Genomic DNA, 16,151 nt, shown 5'->3' on the forward strand with positions numbered 1-16,151 from the left:
CCTATAACAAGACAGGGAGGCAACATGAGTACCGCTAAGATCTACACCATCCACTATCAACTGCACGGTAAACCCAAGTCTTTCGTGGTACGCGCCGAGGTGATGAACAGCACCGAAGCCTGGCATTGGGCGGCCGTCGATGCCGACATCGCGCACGTCAGCCGCATCGGCCGCGTGGGGCACGAGCAAGTAAAGAAAACCACCCGGCCCTGGGCTGAAAAGTACGGCATCACTGACGTGAGCTGGAACCCTCCAAAATAAACCCAACCAAATAAACAAAGCCCCGCAAAGTGCGGGGCCTGGTTCACTTCTTCAAGTCGCCCAGCGGATCGTAGGGCGGCTTTTTTTCCGGCTGCTCTTTTTGCTTGTCCAGCGGCGCGATGGCCGGGCCGACGGGGTCGACCTGCGGGTCAGCCAGGTCAGGCGAGTCAGGGTCGAACCCCAACTCATCGTTACCGCTGGCGTGTTCGTCGGAACGCGGACCGTTCGGGGGATTACTCATGAAGACCTCCTTGCTTACAGCGGGCGAGCTTTGTCGTGAAGGTTTTCCAGGTCGTGTTCGACCCGTTCCACGTCGTCGTTGTCTTGACGTTCCGCCGGGTCATTAGGGCGCAGTGCATCGTTATCGCGCTCCTCTTCACCGGGCGTGCGATCAGGATCGGGGGTGCCAGGCGGCGGTTGCTTGTGTTCGGACATGATGGCTTACCTCATGGGGACTTCATGGATTTAGAGGAACCCCTTGTGGCCATCGTTCAACTTGATTGCTTCAAGCATGAGAAGATGCCCTCCCGTGCTGGAGGCCCGACCCGAATGTTCGAACTCAAACCTTGTGACCCCGCTGTCTACCGGCAGCAGACCCGCCGCAGCACGCTGATCGTCGCTGTGGTGTTCCTGGCTCTGGCGATGTTGCTGTCGAGCCTGGCGGTGATGCTGTTCGGTGAACCGGGCGGTGATAACTTACGCTTCAATGTCGGCGGGGTGTTTGCCGGGGTATTGATCACCGTCGCCCTGGTACGCGGCCCGTTCTGGAACCAGGCGTGGTTGGCGCCGGCGGTATACGGCTGGCAGCTCAAGCGTAGCCTGATGAGCGTGACCAATGTGATGCATAAGGTCAGCGAACGGGTCCAGGCCAATGACCCCAGCGCGATCAAGCTGCTGCGCTTCTACCACCTGGGCCTGACGCAGATGCATGCCCTGGATGCCAACTCCAGCGCCCAGGCGCAACTGGCCGATGAGATCGACGCGCATGCGGCGAAAATGCAGGCACTGGGCATCGATACCGGACAAACCCGCCTCGATCCGGCGTGGCTACAGCTATAAAGGCTGATCCGTGCGTTTATAGGGCAATAAACGCAGGCCGCTGGCCACGGCCCCGGCCAGCGCGAACACGCACCCCAGCCACAGTGCGTATTGCGGGCCGCTGTCCACGAACAGATGAAAACACAACGCTACCAACGATGCGCCCAACGTCTGCCCCAGCAGCCGCGAGATCGCCACGATACCACTGGCCCCGCCGCTGCGAGCCAACGGTGCGCTGGTCATCAAGGCCTTGAGGTTGGGCGATTGGAAAAAGCCGAAACCGGCGCCGCAGAGGGCCATGCGCCAGCCGATCTCGAAGGCCGAGGCGTCAGTGCCCAAGGTGGCCAGCGCGGCCATGCCGACGCTGAGCATCAACAAGCCAATGCCGCACAGCAGGCCCAGTGACACGCGATCGGCCAGGCGCCCTGCGATCAAGGCCATGACCGCCACCACGGCCGGCCACGGTGTCATCAGAAAACCAGTTTCCACTTGGCTGTGGCCCAGCGTCGTCTGCAACAGAAACGGCAGCGCCACAAAGGCCAACCCCTGGGCACTGAAGGCACAGATCGCCGTCAACGAAGACAATGCAAACACCGGGCGCTTGAACAAATCCACCGCCAGCATCGGCGCCGGGTGCCCGGCCTCGCGGCGCAGCAGCAACGCGCCGAACACCAGCGCCAGCGCGATCAGCCCCAGGGTCAGCGCGCCCTGTGCGCCATGCACGGCGGCGCCCAGTCCCAAGACCAGCAAGGCGAACAAGCCTGCGCACAACAGCGCCGCCAAGCGGTCGAAAGCGTGACCCATGATTGGCAGCACGGGTAACGAACGCAGACCCAAGCCGAGGGCCAGCAGCCCCAACGGCACATTGATCAGGTATAGCCAGTGCCAGGTGGCGACCGAAAGGATCGCCGACGCAGCGGTCGGGCCCAAGGTAAACGCCAGCCCCACCACCAGCGAGTTATAGCCCAGGCCACGCCCGAGCATGTTTGCGGGGTAGATATGCCGCAGCAACGCGGTGTTGACGCTCATCAGCGCCGCCGCCCCCAGGCCCTGCGCCACCCGTGCGGCGGTCAGGGTCAGTAGCGAATCGGCCAGCCCGCACAACAACGACGAAACAATGAACAGCAGCAACCCGCCCAGGTACACGCGGCGATGCCCCAGTACATCGCTCAGCGCCGCGAACGGCAGCACCGTCGCGACAATCGCCAACTGGTAGGCGTTGACCACCCAGATCACCGAAGCCGAGTCAGTGCCAATACCCTCTGCCAGAGTCGGCAAGGCGGTATTGACGATGGCGGTGTCGAGGGTCGCCATGCCGATGCCCAAGGACAGGGCAATCACGGCCGGCAAGCGTTTATTGAGGGGCAGCCCATCGGCAACAGAAGACATGAACAATCCGCACGGGTGGCAAGGGCGCTTAGATTACGGCCAGTGCGGATTTTTTTCAGCGGTCATTGGCGTGGCTGTCAATTTTTTCATGTTCGCCGAGGCCAGGCCTGGCCCGGGCTTCAGGGGGCAAGCTGTCACCTGTGGATCGGCGTAGCCGGGGTAATCGCGCTCAGGTCCAAATGCCCCTGTTTCAACGGCGGGCACCAGTAGTAGCCACCGGTCAACGGTGTGCTGATGCGATACAAGCCATCGACAATCCCGTCTTCCAGGCCACTCATGCGGCGCAGTTGCGCTTCGAATGCATCGAAGGAATGCCCGAACGCGAGAAACATCAGCCCCGCCTGGCCGTTCTCGGCCCATGGCATCGAACGACGCACCACGAAGGCCTCCGGGGTGAAGCTTTCCTGTGCGGTGCGCTTGGTGTGGGCAAATTGGGGGGCGTCGTCGAGCTCTTCGTTGTCGCCATGGCGGCGGCCGATGATGTGGTCGCGCTCCTGGGCCGGTAGCGCGGCGAAACCGTCGAGGTCGTGCTGCCATTGCTGGATAGCGGCGAAGCTGGCGCCGCTGTCCGTCAGGGCCGCTTCAACGGCCGCGTCGTCGTGAGGGTTCTCAGTGCCGTCTTCGTAGTCGGTCAGGTCGAAACCGGTCTTGTAGCGAAAGCCTTCGGTCATTTGTACCAGGCGCAACGCCGGCGCCAGGGCTTTTTCGAACGCGCGGCTGCGCAGCAACAATTCTCCCCGGTCCACGCCATGCAGCCATACCCACAGGGCCTGCTGGGTAGAGGGGTTATGCGCGCCCGGGCCGCTGAGGGCCGGGAAGCTACGCAGCCCTGCGATGCGTGCACCCAATGCGTTTACCAGCGGCTCACCGAGACCGACCACCGCCGCGGAATCCGTCAACTGCACCAGTGCGTCCAGCGCAGCGGGCAAGGCCTGCGGTGACTCAATGGCAAAAAACAGATGGCGTGCCTGCAACGGCACCGGTGCGGCAAGAATGCCCGGCTGGTACTGACTCATGTGAACTCCTTCAAGAAAGCCGCGCAGTTTATCCCGAAGCACCCGGAATGCGCAGGGGAAAGCGCGCAAGCCTTGCCACAGAGCCTCGGTATGGGTGACTCTCTAGTCATGTTTTGCAACTATTCCAGGGGTAGCGCCATGACCACCAGTAACCTGCTCGCCCAGTTGTTTCCCGCCTCCACCGCCGACATTCCCGAGGCGTTTCGCCTAGGCGCGCCGATTGAACAGCGTGATTATCTGGTCGACGGCCAGTTGCGGGTGTGGAATGGCCCGTTGGCGCGTATCCAAAGCCCGGTGCAACTTGGCGATGAACGCGTGCACATCGGCAGTACCCCGCTGCTGGATGCCGAGACCGCCCTCACCGCCCTCGACGCTGCCGTGCGCGCGTATGACCGGGGCCAGGGTGAATGGCCGACCCTGCGCGTGGCCGAGCGCATCCAGCATGTGGAAGCCTTCCTGCGGCGCATGCGCGAACAGCGCGACGCGGTGGTCAAGCTGCTGATGTGGGAGATCGGCAAGAACCTCAAGGACTCGCAGAAAGAGTTCGACCGCACCTGTGACTACATCACCGACACCATCAACGCCCTCAAGGAACTCGACCGGCGCAGCAGCCGCTTCGAACTGGAACAGGACACCCTGGGACAAATCCGCCGCGTACCGCTGGGCGTGGCGCTGTGCATGGGGCCATATAACTACCCGCTCAATGAGACCTTCACCACGCTGATCCCGGCACTGATCATGGGCAATACCGTGGTGTTCAAGCCGGCCAAGCTCGGCGTGCTGTTGATCCGCCCGTTGCTGGAAGCGTTCCGCGATAGCTTCCCGGCCGGGGTGATCAACGTGATCTACGGCAGCGGCCGCGAAACCGTCAGCGCGCTGATGGCCAGCGGCAAGATCGATATCTTTGCCTTCATCGGCACCAACAAAGCCGCCAGCGACCTGAAAAAACTGCATCCAAAACCCCACCGCCTGCGCGCCGCATTGGGCCTGGATGCGAAAAACCCCGGCATCGTGTTGCCCGAAGTCGACCTTGATAACGCGGTCAGCGAAGCGCTCACCGGCTCGCTGTCGTTCAACGGCCAGCGTTGCACCGCGTTGAAAATCCTGTTTGTGCATGAGGCGGTGGTCGACAGTTTTATCGAAAAATTCAACGCCAGGCTGGCCACCTTGAAACCCGGCATGCCCTGGGATGACGGCGTGGCGCTGACCCCGCTGCCGGAAGTGGGCAAAGTCGATTACCTCAACGACCTGGTGGCCGATGCCACACAGCACGGCGCCCGGGTGGTGAATGCCAATGGTGGCACCCGCCGTGGGTCGTTCTTCTACCCGGCGGTGCTGTACCCGGTGAACCCGCAGATGCGCGTGTACCACGAAGAACAATTCGGCCCCGTGGTGCCGATCGTGCCCTACCGTGACCTGGATACCGTAATCGACTACGTGCTGGACTCGGATTTCGGCCAGCAGTTGAGCATTTTCGGTACCAACCCCGTCGAGGTCGGACGCCTGGTAGATACCTTCGCCAACCAGGTCGGCCGGATCAATATCAACGCCCAGTGCCAACGCGGGCCGGACACCTTCCCCTTCAACGGGCGCAAGAACTCGGCCGAGGGCACGTTGTCGGTACATGACGCGCTGCGTGTGTTCTCGATCCGCACCTTGGTCGCGACCAAGTTCCAGGAGAGCAACAAGGCGTTGCTCAGCGATATCCTGCGCAACCGTGACTCGAGCTTCATCAGCACCGACTACATTTTCTAAGCACAACGCCGATCTGAATGTGGGAGGGGGCTTGCCCCCTGCCACATTGTTTGACCGAGTTTACCCTGATGGATGAGGCCCCTTTACTACCGATGAACCTGCCTATGCTCGCCCGGCGCCTGCTGCGCCCCGTGCTCGACCCGTACCGACGCTATCGCCATGCCAAGCTGATCCACGCGGTACGCGTGTCCATCGGCTTGCTGGCGACGATCCTGCTGACCACCGGCATCAACCTGCCCCATGGTGAGTGGGCGTCGGTGACCATGCTGATTGTGATCGGCGGGTTGCAGCACCACGGCAATATCGGCAAGAAAGCTGTGGAACGCGCCTACGGCACGTTGATCGGGGCCAGTGTCGGCTTGTTGGTGGTGGTACAACATGCCTGGCTGGGTATGCCGCTGCTCACCTACTTATTGATGTCCGCGGTGTGCGGGTTCTTTTCCTACCACGCCATCGGCAAGGGCGGCTATATCGCGCTGCTGTCGGCGATCACGGTGTTCATCGTGGCCGGGCACGGCGACAACCCGATCTCGGATGGGTTGTGGCGCACCGTCGACATCCTGATCGGCATCGCGCTGGCCCTGGCGTTTTCCTTCGCCCTGCCGCTGTACGCGGTGTATTCGTGGCGCTACAACCTGGCCAGTGCCCTGCGCGATTGTGCAGCGATCTATAGCCGGATCATCAATGGCCAATCGGTCACCGATGATGAACATCTCAAACTGCTCAACCGCTTGAACGCGGCCATGCTGCAGCTGCGCTCGCTGATGCCGTCGGTGTCCAAGGAAGTGCGGATTTCCATGACCGAGCTGGATAAGCTCCAGCGGCACCTGCGCATGTGCATCAGCACCCTGGAGATTCTTGGCAATACCCGACCGGACCCGCGTGATGAGCAAGCTACCGCGCGGATGCGCGTGATGCTCAAAGCCGAGCATCGGCAGATTCGGGTGCAGTTGGTGGGAATGGCACGGGCGTTGAAATCGGGCGTTACGGAGCGTCTGCAACGCCCCCATACCGCCAGCGGCACCCAAACCACACTGGATGCACCCGTATACAGTGCGCTGGATGGTTATCGATTGTTGACCGTACAACTGGCGGATAACGTGGATCAGATGCGCCAGCGGCTGGCGAAAAGTGCCCCTCGCTGGAAAATCTAGAGAAGGCCGTTGGGTAAGTTTGCCCGCATTAACGTATTCACACTTTCTCTTACATATTTTTCACGTTTTATTCACAAGCCGAGACGTAGTGTGAAGCCTCATCCGTTACAAACGTTGCATATCAAGCCCGCCGCCCCAGCGGGCTTTTTTTTGCCCTGGATTTGACCTAGTGCGCGACCTTGCCGGCAGGTGCCGTCGTCTGCTCACGAATCGCCCGCTGGGTCTCCAGCACTTTGGCCAAGGCCGTTTCGGCCTCAGCGCTCTGCTGCGGCACACGAATGGCCGCCGACACCAGGGTGATCAACTTGGCCATCACTTCGGCATCCGTCGCCGGGCGCCCGAGACTCATGGAGTTCATCAGCAGGCGTAATTCAGTGCCGGCCATCACCCCGGAAATCGCCTTGAGCGCAAATTGCAGGCGCACGCCCAGTTCATTGCGTGGCAAATCCGGCAATGCCAGGGCGAACGCCTCGAAGAAACGCTGGAACACCGGCTGATAATGCACCTTGAGGTATTCCTGGATAAACGGCGAGGTGTCGCTGTACACCCGACCGAGAAAACGGATGAAGGAACGCCCTTCCCCACTGGCTGGATCGCTGCGTTCCAGGCCCATGGCCGGGGCGAACAGCACGCCAAGCAGCGTGTCGCAGTCCAGCGGGCCATCGGACTCGGCCTCGCAACGGGCCAGCAATTCCAGGCGCTGCTCGTTGAGCGGCTCCAGGCGCTGCATCAGCAGGGTTTTCATCAGGGAGTCCTTGTCCCCGAAGTGATAGTTCACCGCAGCCAGGTTGACCTGGGCGCGCTCGGTAATCTGCCGTAATAAAACCGCGTCATATCCGTACTTAATAAAGAGCGCCTCTGTCGCATCCAGCAGTCGAGTCTTGGTAATGTTTGGAGCGCTGAGCTTCTTCGCGGCCATAAGGGTTCCACGGGGGAAATATTGTTTTAAAAAATAATTTGATTTTTTATACCGGGGCCTTCGTTCGAAAGCAAGTAATGACACGGTGCCATATGAGCAAAAGCCTTGCATGCGAGAATATTCATGGCCGCCAACGGATTTTCAACCCTTCGCGAGGCCTGCGCAAACGTCGTCTCAACGCAACAAACCGCTCTACATCCATAGCTGGCGAAGCCGACTGAACGCGGTTACTATTCAAACAATTTTTTAAAAACAAGAAATTAAACTAGTCGGTGACGGCATCGGCAGCCCCGTAAACTTGTTACAAAGATTTGCAGGGCCACCCAAGACCGTCGAGACTGCAGGCGTAGTCATGATGACCGAGACCCCCGCGCACCCCAGCTTGATTTCCCTGCAAGGCATCGGCAAAAGCTATCAGCTTGCCGGGCAACAGCTGTCGATTCTGAATGACGTGTGCCTGTCCATCGCCAGCGGTGACAGCTGCGGCATCCTCGGCGCATCCGGCTCCGGCAAAAGCACCCTGCTCAATATCCTCGGCCTGTTGGACTTGCCCAACTGTGGCCAGTACCACTTCGCCGGCCATGACATTTTCAACGCCACGGCGGATGAACTGGCGGCGATCCGTAACCAGCAGATCGGTTTCGTGTTCCAGAGCTTCAACCTGCTGCCGCGCCTCAGCGCCCTCGACAACGTCGCACTCCCCCTCAGTTATCGTGGCGTATCTCGCCATGAATCGGTGGAGCAGGCCTTGCGCATGCTCGAGCAAGTCGGCCTGGCCGAGCGCGCCCACCATCACCCCGCCGACCTCTCCGGTGGTCAACGCCAGCGCGTCGCCATCGCGCGGGCGCTGGTCGGCAAGCCCTCGGTCATCCTCGCCGACGAACCCACCGGCAACCTCGACAGCAGCACCGCCCAAGACATCATGGACCTGCTCCTCACCCTCAATCGCGAGCAACAGGTAACGCTGATCATCGTCACCCACGACGCGCAGATCGCCGGGCGGCTGGAGCGCAAGATCCGAGTGCGCAACGGCGTAGTGCACGAGGACCAGCGCCGATGAGCCTGCGGGTCGAGCAGAGCCTGAGCCAACTGCTGCATGAAGCGTTCATCAGCCTGCGCACGCTGGGCAAACGCTCGGTGCTGGCCCTGCTGGGTATCGTGATCGGCAGTTCATCGGTGGTGGCGTTGATCAATATCGGCCATAACGCCGCGATGGACGCCGCGATGATTTTCAAGGACATGGGCACCGACACCCTGATCGTCCAGTTCCCGCCCAAAGGCACCAGCAACGTAGCGATGCGCAGCCAGATTGACCTGGAACCGGTGCGCCAGGCTGTGCCGGGCATCGCCCATATCGGCGCGCTCAGCCTGTTCAGCGGGCCCATCGTGTTCCATGGCCGCAGCGCCAATGCCAACTTCGTCGGCAGCACCCCCGATGTGCACGCCGCCATGCGCCTGGCGCTGCGCGAGGGGCGTTTCCTGTCCGCCTTCGATGCCAATGAAACCTATGGGGTGATCGGTGACCAGGTCGCCCAGACGCTCGGCGCACCCGGTGAGCCGCTCAAACTGGGCGACCGCGTGCGCATCAACGACTACCTGTTCCTGATCATCGGCATCCTGCACAACCAGCCCCGCGCGATGCTGATGCCGGTGCAAGCCAATGAATCGCTGTTCATTCCCGTCGAGGGCATGCGGCGTATCCTCGCCAGCCCGCAGATCAACAATGTGATCATCCGCGCCCAGCCTGGACAAGACATGGAACGTGTAGCGCGGGACGCCGCCGCTGCGCTGCAACCGCAATTGACCGAGCACACGGTCGACATCACCGTACCCCAGCAAATGATCGACGGCATGACCCGCCAAAGCCGCACCTTCGCCTATCTGCTGTTGGCACTCGGCGCGATTTCGCTGGTGGGCGGCGGTGTCGGGGTGATGAATGTGATGCTGATGAACGTTTCAGAACGGCGCCGTGAGATCGGCATCCGCATGGCCCTGGGCGCGCGCCAGCGGGATATCCGCAACCTGTTCCTGCTCGAAGCCGTCAGCTTGACTGCCGTTGGCGCATTGTGCGGCGCGGTATTGGGCATGACCGCCGCCTGGTTCTACGCGTGGCTTTCGGGCTGGGAATTTTCCCTGGCGGTGGCCGCCCTGCCCCTGGGCGTCGGCAGTACGTTGCTGGTGGGTCTGTTCTTCGGCATCTACCCGGCGGTCTCGGCCTCACGGTTGCAACCGGTGGAGGCCTTGCGCGATGAATAAAGGGCTATTGCTGCTGGCGCTGATCAGCCTGCCCGGCATGGCGGCCGACGTGGTCGTCAAACCCTCGGCGCCCAGCAGCACCCGCAGCGGCTATGACCGCGGCGTATCGCTGAACGCCCAGGTGACGACCTTGACCCTGGGCGACGCCGTGTACCTGGGCCTGCGCAACAACCCGGCGATCCGCAGCGCTTACCTGCAGCGGGTCGCGCAGAAGTTCGACCTGCGGGTCGCCGAAGACGTGTTCAACCCCAAGCTCATCCTCAACAGTTATTACCGTGGCACACGCGGTTCCCAGGACAGCGCGCGCAACGCCAACCTCGCACCGTCCACCAGCCTGCTCGGCGAATACGGCACCCGTTTGAGCATGGCCTGGACCCAGCAACTGAACAACGCCGACCGTGCCGGCCGTTACCGCAGCGACGGCCTTGACCTGGCCGTCATCCAGCCGCTGATGCGCGGCGCCGGCTGGGACGCCACCACGGCGCCGCTGCGCCTGTCGCGCCTGGCGGAGCAGGCCAACCGTCTCAACCTCAAGGCCACCGTGGCGCAAACCATCAGCCAGATCATCGCGACCTACCGCGAGCTGCTGCGGGCCCAGGAACAACAGGTGATCGTCCAGGATGCGCTCAAGCGTTCCAACACCCTGCTGGAGGTGAACAAGGCATTGATCAGCGCCGGGCGCATGGCCGAGTTCGAAATCGTGCAGACCGAAGCCGACATCGCCACCCAGCAATTGGGCGTCGAAGAAGCGCAGAACCAACTCGATACCAGTCGCCTGGCCCTGCTGCGCCTGCTGGCCCTGGACCTGTCCACGCCGATTCGCGCCACCGAAGCCCTGGAGGCCAGGCCCATGCAAATCGACAGGCGCCAGGCGTTCAACCTCGCACAAACCCAACAACCGGAATACCTCGCCGCCCTGCTGGGCAGCCAGCAAGCCGACCTGAACCTGGTGATCGCCAAGGACTCCGGGCGTTGGCAAGTTGACCTGGTAGCCGGTGCGAATCAGGTGCGCGACGCCTACGATAACGATAACGGCCGTACCAATAACCGCACCTGGGACAGCTACGCCGGGGTACAGGTGCAGATCCCGATCGGTGACATCAGCACGCGCCAGGCAGAAGTACGCGCGCGGGTGAATGTCGAGGACCAGGAAATCCGCATCACCGACGCCCGCCAGGAACTGGAACGCAACGTCAACGACGTGGTGCGCGACCTCGGCACCCGCTGGCGCCAATATGAAATCTCCCAGCGCGCCGTGGAGCTGTCGCGGCGCAAGATCGAGATCGAACGGGAAAAACTCAGCGCCGGGCGCTCCACCAACTTTCAGGTGCTGAGCTTCGAGACTGACCTGCGCAACGCCGAAAACGCGCGCCTCAATGCGCTGATCGCTTATTTGAACGCTCAGACCCAGCTTGACTTAACGCTGGGCATGACCCTGGAAAGCTGGGAAATCGCCCTCAATGACTACTAATCGCAAACGCCTGCTGGGTGCTGGGTTGATCGTGCTGCTGGCAGCGGTGGGGCTGGCCCTGCGCAGCCCGGCCGAAGGGCCGGCCACCCGTGAACAATGGCTGGCGGTGAAGCCCGACCCGCTGGTGCACCAGATCGGCCTGGTGGGCAAGATCGAACCCGACACCACCATCACGCTCACCGCGCCGTTCGACGGCAATGTCTTGGCCAACCTGGTCGAGCAAGGCCAACGCGTCGAGGCCGGCCAGGTGCTGTTGCGCATGGACCCGGCCACCCTCGAAGTGCAACTGCGCGAAGCCCTCTCCGCCCAGCTCAAGGCCCGGCGCACCGTGCAGGAAATGCAGGACTGGGACAGCAGCGCCGCCGTCAGCCGTGCCCGGCGCAGCCTGCGCACCGCAGAAATGACCGCCGGCAATACCCAGCGCAAACTCACTGAAAGCGAAAACCTGTTCAAGCGCGGCATCATCCCGCGCAACGAGCTTGACGACCTCAACCAACAGACCCAGCAGCAACAGCTGGACCTGACAGCGGCGCGCAGTGAACTGCAACAGGCGCTGGAGCAGGGCAAGGGCGTATACCGGCAGATCGCCGATATGGAGCTGACCAACGCCACGGTCAAATATGACGCCCTGCACACCCTGCTCGAAGGCAAGGAGGTCAAGGCGCCCTTCTCCGGTATCGTGGTGCCCGCGCCCGGCAACAGCACGTCGTCCCAGGGCGGCAGCACTAACAACGCACCGGTACAAGCCGGCAGCAAGGTCAGCCAGGGCCAGGTGTTGTTCGGCCTGGCCAATATCGAGCGTTTGAAAATCATCGCCAAGGTCTCTGAACTGGACATCAACCAACTGCATCAAGGGCAAGCGGTGGAAGTCATGGGCGATGGGTTTGACGGTGAGCGCCTGACGGGCTCGGTGAGCGTGGTCAGTGGCCTGGCAATCGCCAACGACAGCCAGGGCAGCGCGCAGTTTGCGGTGACCTTGTCGATCCCCAGGCTCACGCCGCAGCAATTGCAGCGGGTGCGGCTGGGGATGAGCGCACGCTTGACCATTGTGACTTACAACAATGCGCAGGCGATTGTGGTGCCGAGCGAGGCGATCCAGGCGGACATGACCGTGGAATACCGCGAGGCGATGGATAAACCGGTGGAGCGGGTGAAGGTGACGACCGGGCAATCGACTGCTCAAGGGGTTGAGGTGTTCGGCCTCAAGCCCGGACTGGTAAAGACCTCAAGATAAATGAAGATCCAACTGTGGGAGGGGGCTTGCTCCCGATAGCGGTGAATCAGTCAAACATGCTTTAACTGACCCACCGCCATCGGGAGCAAGTCGAATCGTCGCACCGCCCCTCCCACATTTAAATTTGTGTGAGCCTGGCGGCCAGTGCTTTAGCCTGAATCGCCACATCGGTCACCGCCGTACTCTCCCACCACATCCCGCGCAATGGCGGGCCCATGGCGAACAGCCGCCCGCTCACCTGGCCCTGAGCATCGAGCACTGCACCGCAGGCATCCGCCGCAATCCCCAGCGCCAACGGCCCCGGCTGGATCAACCCGCGCTTGAGCAATTGCTGCGGCAACGGCCTGGCCACGCGGCGCCAGTCGTATTCGATGCCGCTGGAGTTGATCAGCGCCGCTCCGTGCACCTGGGTGAGCGCCTGCTCGCCGCGATGGCGCAGGCGAATCGCCACACCGCTGGCCGAAGGCACCAGCCCCTTGAACGACGCCGCGTGAATCTGCAGGCGTCCTTCTGCATGCAAGCGTTCCACCAACTGCGCACTCAACGGCGGCGAACGGTGGTGATGGCTTTCCCACCACGGCCGCACATGCCGCACGAACTGGCGTTTTTCGCGGTCGCTGGCCTGACTCCACAGCCTTGCGATGTGCACCCGCACCGTGTCCAGCGGCGCCTGCCAATCGACGTCCTGGTCGAGCGCGATGCGGCATTGCCGCCGCACCTCACGCACCAGCTGCCGAGGGCTGCGCAGCCGGTGATCAGCGCCAAGAAAGTCGTCCCAGCTCGGCGGCTGGCGGCGCACATGGGGCAACAGACCATGGCGCGAAAACACCTCGATCGGCCCACGGTGCCCGGCCTGTTCGAGGGACACCACGGCATCCACCATGGTCAGCCCGGAGCCGATGATCAGCACGGTCGCATGCGGGTCGAGCTGGGTCATCGCCGGTACGTCCCAGGGGTCCAGCGCCGCAGCGTTCAAGCCGCTGGATTCAGTCTGCGGCGTGCGTGCCGCCGGGAACATGCCGGTGGCCAATACCGCAAGGGTGCCACGCAGGCGTTCGCCGTTATCCAGGGACACCAAGGTGCCGGCAGCCTCAACCTGTAAATCGACCACCTCTGCACGGACATGCTCGACCGTGGAAGCCGACAGCGCCTTGGCCTCAGCCAGGCGCTGCTGCGCGTACAGGCCAAAAATCCCGCGAGGCGGGAACAGCTCGCTGATGGGCACCGGCTGCTGCGCCGCCTGCGGCCACCCCCCTGCGTCGATGTAGGCGGTGAGCCATTGGGTCAGGTCATCGGCATTGTCCGGGTCGACACTCATGCGCGCCGCATTGCCGTTCAAGGTGTGGCCCAACTCGACCGCACTGTAGGCCTCGCCCCGCCCCAGTTCCGCGCGCGGCTCAATCACCAGGATGCGCCGCCGGCCTGGCAGGCGCAGCAATTGCACCGCCAGCATCGTGCCGCTCAGGCCGCCGCCGACGATCAGTACATCAGCGTTGCGGATCGATTCACTCATGCACGTTCGCCCTTAGCGTTTACCCAGATAAATGTCATGCAAATCACCCCGTGCCAACAGCTCGGCGGCACTGCCACTCAACACCACCCGCCCAGTATCCAACACGTACCCGTGGGACGCATAGGTGAGCGCGACGTTGATGTTCTGCTCGGCGATCAGAAAGCTCACCTGCTCGTCGCGGTTGAGCTGCGCAATGATCGCGAAGATCTCCTGCACGATCATCGGCGCCAACCCCATCGATGGCTCGTCGAGCAGCACCAACGCAGGACGGGTCATCAACGCCCGGCCAATCGCGACCATCTGCTGCTCGCCCCCGGAGGTCAGCCCGGCGCGGGTGTGGCGCTTGGTCTTGAGCCGGGGGAACCAGGTGTAGATGCGCTCCAGGTCGCTGGCCAGTTCCTTGCGACTCAAGCGCCGCACGAAGCCGCCGCTGCGCAGGTTGTCTTCCACCGTGAGCTGGCCGAACACATGACGGCCTTCCAGCACATGCACCATGCCCTGGCGCACGCGCTGGCTGGGGTCCACACCCGCCAAGTCGCGGCCGGCGTATTCGATGCGGCCACGGCTGACTTCGGCGCGCTCGGCCCGCACCAACCCGGAAATGGCCTTGAGGGTGGTGCTCTTGCCGGCGCCATTGGCGCCGAGCAACGCAACAATGGCGCCCTTGGGCACACTCAGCGACACCCCGGCCACCGCCAGGATCGCACCGTCATAGATCACCTCGATGTCGTCGACCGTCAGCAACGCCGGGCGCCCTGGCTCGATGGCAGGCTGGTTCATGGTTTATTCGTCCCCGTTGCAGGTGCGTGGCGTCAGGTGTTTTTCCTTGGCGAACGCGGCGGATTTTTCATCGATCAGCGGACGCAACAGCGCACGGTCAGCGGCGATCCAGTCGCTGATCAGCGCCCAGTTGGCACCGTCCCACTGCTGCACCCGCGCCGAGCCGCCGCCCTCGTGGTCGCGGCAGGACAGCTTGAGGTTCTGCATCAGGCCCAGGTAGCCCATGTCTTTGAGGCGCGCATCGTCGATATTCAGGTGTTCCAGGCCCCAGCGGCCTTCTTCACCATTGAGCGGGCGCTTGCCGAAGCGGGCCTGGCCGGTGCGGATCGCCTCCACCGCCACGGCGGCGTTCACCAGGCCTGAGTTGTAGTAAACACTGCCGAAGTTTTTCAGGTCCTTGAGGTCGCTGTGGCCCTTGTCGAGGACGTACTGCTTGAGGCGTTTGTGGATCTCGAAGTCGCTGCCTGCCGGGTACGGCGTAAGCGCCAGGTAGCCTTTGGCGGCGACACCGGCGGGCAACACGTCTTCGCTGGAACTGGCCCAGATATCGCCGATGATATGGTCGACCGGGAAGCCGAAGCGCGCCGCCGTCTTCACTGCCACCGGGGTGGATACGCCCCAGGTGCGCAGGAATACCCAGTCCGGATTGGCCTGGCGGACCTGGCGCCACTGCGCCGACTGCTCGTTGCCGGGGTCGGCCACCGGGATCTGGATATTTTCAAAACCGTATTTTTCGGCAAGCAGCTTCAACGGGCCGAGGGTTTCGCGACCGTAGGCCGAGTCGTGATAGACCGTGGCGATCTTCTTGCCCTTGAGTTTGTCAAAGCCGCCTTCGCGCTCGGCGATGTAGTTCACCAGGGTCGAGGCCTCGCTGTAGAAGGTCAGCATCACCGGGAAGTTGTAGGGAAATACCGTGCCATCGGTGGCTTCGGTGCGCCCGTAACCCAGGGTGATCAGCGGGATCTTGTCGACTTCCGCCCGTTCACTGAGGGCGTAGGCCGCCGGCGCGCCGTTGGGCTGGTACACCGCGACCGGCGCGCCGTCCAGGCCATTCTTGAAGCGCTCGTAGCACTCGATGCCCTTCTCCGCCGTCCACTCGGTCTCGCACTCCTGCCACACCAGCTTCACGCCGTTGATGCCGCCTTCGACTTCGTTGATATAGCGCAGGTAGTCGATCATCCCGGCCCACACCTGCACGCCGCTGGAGGCATAGGCACCGACACGGTAGGTCGCCAGGGGAATGAATTGCTGGTCGGGCGAGGCCATGGCCTGGGGCACGGCGCCGGCCAAGGCCGCCAGCGCGAATGCAGTGCCGACCAGGGAACGTTTCAGGGATGCACGCATGGAGATTCTCTTGAGGGAAGG

The 16,151-nt window shown here is 62.7% G+C and carries 16 protein-coding genes; 8 read left to right on the top strand and 8 right to left on the bottom strand.

Going from position 1 to position 16,151, the window contains the following annotated elements; translation table 11 throughout:
* Positions 1-24 precede the first annotated feature (24 nt).
* Positions 25-261, top strand: a complete 237-nt coding sequence (locus C4J89_RS16035; RefSeq protein ID WP_124363304.1) for a DUF6555 family protein — start codon at positions 25-27, stop codon at positions 259-261.
* A 43-nt stretch (positions 262-304) separates the two neighbouring features.
* On the opposite strand, the gene C4J89_RS16040 is transcribed toward C4J89_RS16035, so the two are convergent.
* Together C4J89_RS16040 and C4J89_RS16045 are read right to left on the bottom strand one after the other, a co-directional pair.
* Positions 305-502 (bottom strand): DUF6021 family protein, encoded by a 198-nt coding sequence (locus C4J89_RS16040; protein ID WP_124367427.1) that lies wholly within the window; start codon positions 500-502, stop codon positions 305-307.
* Between the two features lie 14 nt (positions 503-516).
* A complete protein-coding gene (locus C4J89_RS16045; protein ID WP_124363306.1) occupies positions 517-696 on the bottom strand; it encodes a hypothetical protein in 180 nt (59 codons plus the stop codon).
* 114 nt (positions 697-810) lie between these two features.
* On the opposite strand from C4J89_RS16045, the gene C4J89_RS16050 reads away from it, so the two are divergent.
* Complete coding sequence (locus tag C4J89_RS16050) at positions 811-1,320, top strand: DUF3087 family protein (protein ID WP_124414988.1); 510 nt, start codon at positions 811-813, stop codon at positions 1,318-1,320.
* Here C4J89_RS16050 and C4J89_RS16055 read toward each other — a convergent pair.
* Both C4J89_RS16055 and C4J89_RS16060 read right to left on the bottom strand, forming a co-directional pair.
* Positions 1,315-2,688 (bottom strand): MFS transporter, encoded by a 1,374-nt coding sequence (locus tag C4J89_RS16055; protein ID WP_124363308.1) that lies wholly within the window; start codon positions 2,686-2,688, stop codon positions 1,315-1,317. The two genes, C4J89_RS16050 and C4J89_RS16055, sit on opposite strands and share 6 nt — an antisense overlap.
* A gap of 134 nt (positions 2,689-2,822) precedes the next feature.
* Positions 2,823-3,704 carry a Dyp-type peroxidase gene (locus C4J89_RS16060; RefSeq protein ID WP_124363309.1) on the bottom strand — a complete coding sequence of 294 codons (882 nt, stop codon included), beginning with the start codon at positions 3,702-3,704 and terminating at the stop codon, positions 2,823-2,825.
* 138 nt (positions 3,705-3,842) lie between these two features.
* On the opposite strand from C4J89_RS16060, the gene C4J89_RS16065 reads away from it, so the two are divergent.
* Both C4J89_RS16065 and C4J89_RS16070 read left to right on the top strand, forming a co-directional pair.
* Entirely contained in the window at positions 3,843-5,459 is a 1,617-nt protein-coding gene (locus C4J89_RS16065) for an NADP-dependent glyceraldehyde-3-phosphate dehydrogenase (RefSeq protein WP_124414989.1), read from the top strand.
* 92 nt (positions 5,460-5,551) lie between these two features.
* The gene (locus tag C4J89_RS16070) at positions 5,552-6,613 is read left to right on the top strand and encodes an FUSC family protein (RefSeq protein ID WP_124363311.1); all 1,062 of its coding nucleotides are present in this window, start codon (positions 5,552-5,554) and stop codon (positions 6,611-6,613) included.
* A gap of 166 nt (positions 6,614-6,779) precedes the next feature.
* Here the strand turns inward: C4J89_RS16070 and C4J89_RS16075 are convergent, their stop codons facing one another.
* Positions 6,780-7,532, bottom strand: a complete 753-nt coding sequence (locus tag C4J89_RS16075) for a TetR/AcrR family transcriptional regulator (protein ID WP_124414990.1) — start codon at positions 7,530-7,532, stop codon at positions 6,780-6,782.
* Positions 7,533-7,884: 352 nt separating this feature from the next.
* On the opposite strand from C4J89_RS16075, the gene C4J89_RS16080 reads away from it, so the two are divergent.
* The 4 genes from C4J89_RS16080 to C4J89_RS16095 are packed head-to-tail and all read left to right on the top strand — an operon-like array spanning position 7,885 to position 12,493.
* Entirely contained in the window at positions 7,885-8,592 is a 708-nt protein-coding gene (locus tag C4J89_RS16080; RefSeq protein ID WP_124414991.1) for an ABC transporter ATP-binding protein, read from the top strand.
* Complete coding sequence (locus tag C4J89_RS16085) at positions 8,589-9,788, top strand: ABC transporter permease (protein ID WP_124414992.1); 1,200 nt, start codon at positions 8,589-8,591, stop codon at positions 9,786-9,788. The genes C4J89_RS16080 and C4J89_RS16085 overlap by 4 nt, the downstream gene beginning before the upstream one ends.
* Positions 9,781-11,259, top strand: coding sequence for a TolC family protein (locus tag C4J89_RS16090; protein WP_124363315.1), 1,479 nt, complete (start codon positions 9,781-9,783; stop codon positions 11,257-11,259). The genes C4J89_RS16085 and C4J89_RS16090 overlap by 8 nt, the downstream gene beginning before the upstream one ends.
* On the top strand, positions 11,249-12,493 hold the full coding sequence (locus C4J89_RS16095) for an efflux RND transporter periplasmic adaptor subunit (protein ID WP_124414993.1): 1,245 nt from the start codon (positions 11,249-11,251) through the stop codon (positions 12,491-12,493). The genes C4J89_RS16090 and C4J89_RS16095 overlap by 11 nt, the downstream gene beginning before the upstream one ends.
* 118 nt (positions 12,494-12,611) lie before the next feature.
* On the opposite strand, the gene C4J89_RS16100 is transcribed toward C4J89_RS16095, so the two are convergent.
* Genes C4J89_RS16100 through C4J89_RS16110 form a run of 3 tightly spaced genes read right to left on the bottom strand, consistent with a single transcriptional unit; the run spans position 12,612 to position 16,130 of the window.
* Positions 12,612-14,006 (bottom strand): FAD/NAD(P)-binding protein, encoded by a 1,395-nt coding sequence (locus C4J89_RS16100; protein ID WP_124414994.1) that lies wholly within the window; start codon positions 14,004-14,006, stop codon positions 12,612-12,614.
* A 12-nt stretch (positions 14,007-14,018) separates the two neighbouring features.
* On the bottom strand, positions 14,019-14,786 hold the full coding sequence (locus C4J89_RS16105) for an ABC transporter ATP-binding protein (protein ID WP_124414995.1): 768 nt from the start codon (positions 14,784-14,786) through the stop codon (positions 14,019-14,021).
* A 3-nt stretch (positions 14,787-14,789) separates the two neighbouring features.
* Complete coding sequence (locus C4J89_RS16110) at positions 14,790-16,130, bottom strand: ABC transporter substrate-binding protein (RefSeq protein ID WP_124363319.1); 1,341 nt, start codon at positions 16,128-16,130, stop codon at positions 14,790-14,792.
* Positions 16,131-16,151 lie beyond the last annotated feature (21 nt).

This window comes from Pseudomonas sp. R4-35-07 (assembly GCF_003852235.1).
Taxonomy (GTDB): domain Bacteria; phylum Pseudomonadota; class Gammaproteobacteria; order Pseudomonadales; family Pseudomonadaceae; genus Aquipseudomonas.

What these genes read in the sequence shown, in the direction of transcription:
- C4J89_RS16055 (WP_124363308.1), bottom strand. Translation starts at nt 2,688, where the DNA reads ATGTCTTCTGTTGCCGATGGGCTGCCCCTCAATAAACGCTTGCCGGCC.
- C4J89_RS16100 (WP_124414994.1), bottom strand. Translation starts at nt 14,006, where the DNA reads ATGAGTGAATCGATCCGCAACGCTGATGTACTGATCGTCGGCGGCGGC.
- C4J89_RS16110 (WP_124363319.1), bottom strand. Translation starts at nt 16,130, where the DNA reads ATGCGTGCATCCCTGAAACGTTCCCTGGTCGGCACTGCATTCGCGCTG.
- C4J89_RS16105 (WP_124414995.1), bottom strand. Translation starts at nt 14,786, where the DNA reads ATGAACCAGCCTGCCATCGAGCCAGGGCGCCCGGCGTTGCTGACGGTC.
- C4J89_RS16080 (WP_124414991.1), top strand. Translation starts at nt 7,885, where the DNA reads ATGATGACCGAGACCCCCGCGCACCCCAGCTTGATTTCCCTGCAAGGC.
- C4J89_RS16040 (WP_124367427.1), bottom strand. Translation starts at nt 502, where the DNA reads ATGAGTAATCCCCCGAACGGTCCGCGTTCCGACGAACACGCCAGCGGT.
- C4J89_RS16075 (WP_124414990.1), bottom strand. Translation starts at nt 7,532, where the DNA reads ATGGCCGCGAAGAAGCTCAGCGCTCCAAACATTACCAAGACTCGACTG.
- C4J89_RS16095 (WP_124414993.1), top strand. Translation starts at nt 11,249, where the DNA reads ATGACTACTAATCGCAAACGCCTGCTGGGTGCTGGGTTGATCGTGCTG.
- C4J89_RS16060 (WP_124363309.1), bottom strand. Translation starts at nt 3,704, where the DNA reads ATGAGTCAGTACCAGCCGGGCATTCTTGCCGCACCGGTGCCGTTGCAG.
- C4J89_RS16065 (WP_124414989.1), top strand. Translation starts at nt 3,843, where the DNA reads ATGACCACCAGTAACCTGCTCGCCCAGTTGTTTCCCGCCTCCACCGCC.
- C4J89_RS16050 (WP_124414988.1), top strand. Translation starts at nt 811, where the DNA reads ATGTTCGAACTCAAACCTTGTGACCCCGCTGTCTACCGGCAGCAGACC.
- C4J89_RS16090 (WP_124363315.1), top strand. Translation starts at nt 9,781, where the DNA reads ATGAATAAAGGGCTATTGCTGCTGGCGCTGATCAGCCTGCCCGGCATG.
- C4J89_RS16085 (WP_124414992.1), top strand. Translation starts at nt 8,589, where the DNA reads ATGAGCCTGCGGGTCGAGCAGAGCCTGAGCCAACTGCTGCATGAAGCG.
- C4J89_RS16035 (WP_124363304.1), top strand. Translation starts at nt 25, where the DNA reads ATGAGTACCGCTAAGATCTACACCATCCACTATCAACTGCACGGTAAA.
- C4J89_RS16045 (WP_124363306.1), bottom strand. Translation starts at nt 696, where the DNA reads ATGTCCGAACACAAGCAACCGCCGCCTGGCACCCCCGATCCTGATCGC.
- C4J89_RS16070 (WP_124363311.1), top strand. Translation starts at nt 5,552, where the DNA reads ATGAACCTGCCTATGCTCGCCCGGCGCCTGCTGCGCCCCGTGCTCGAC.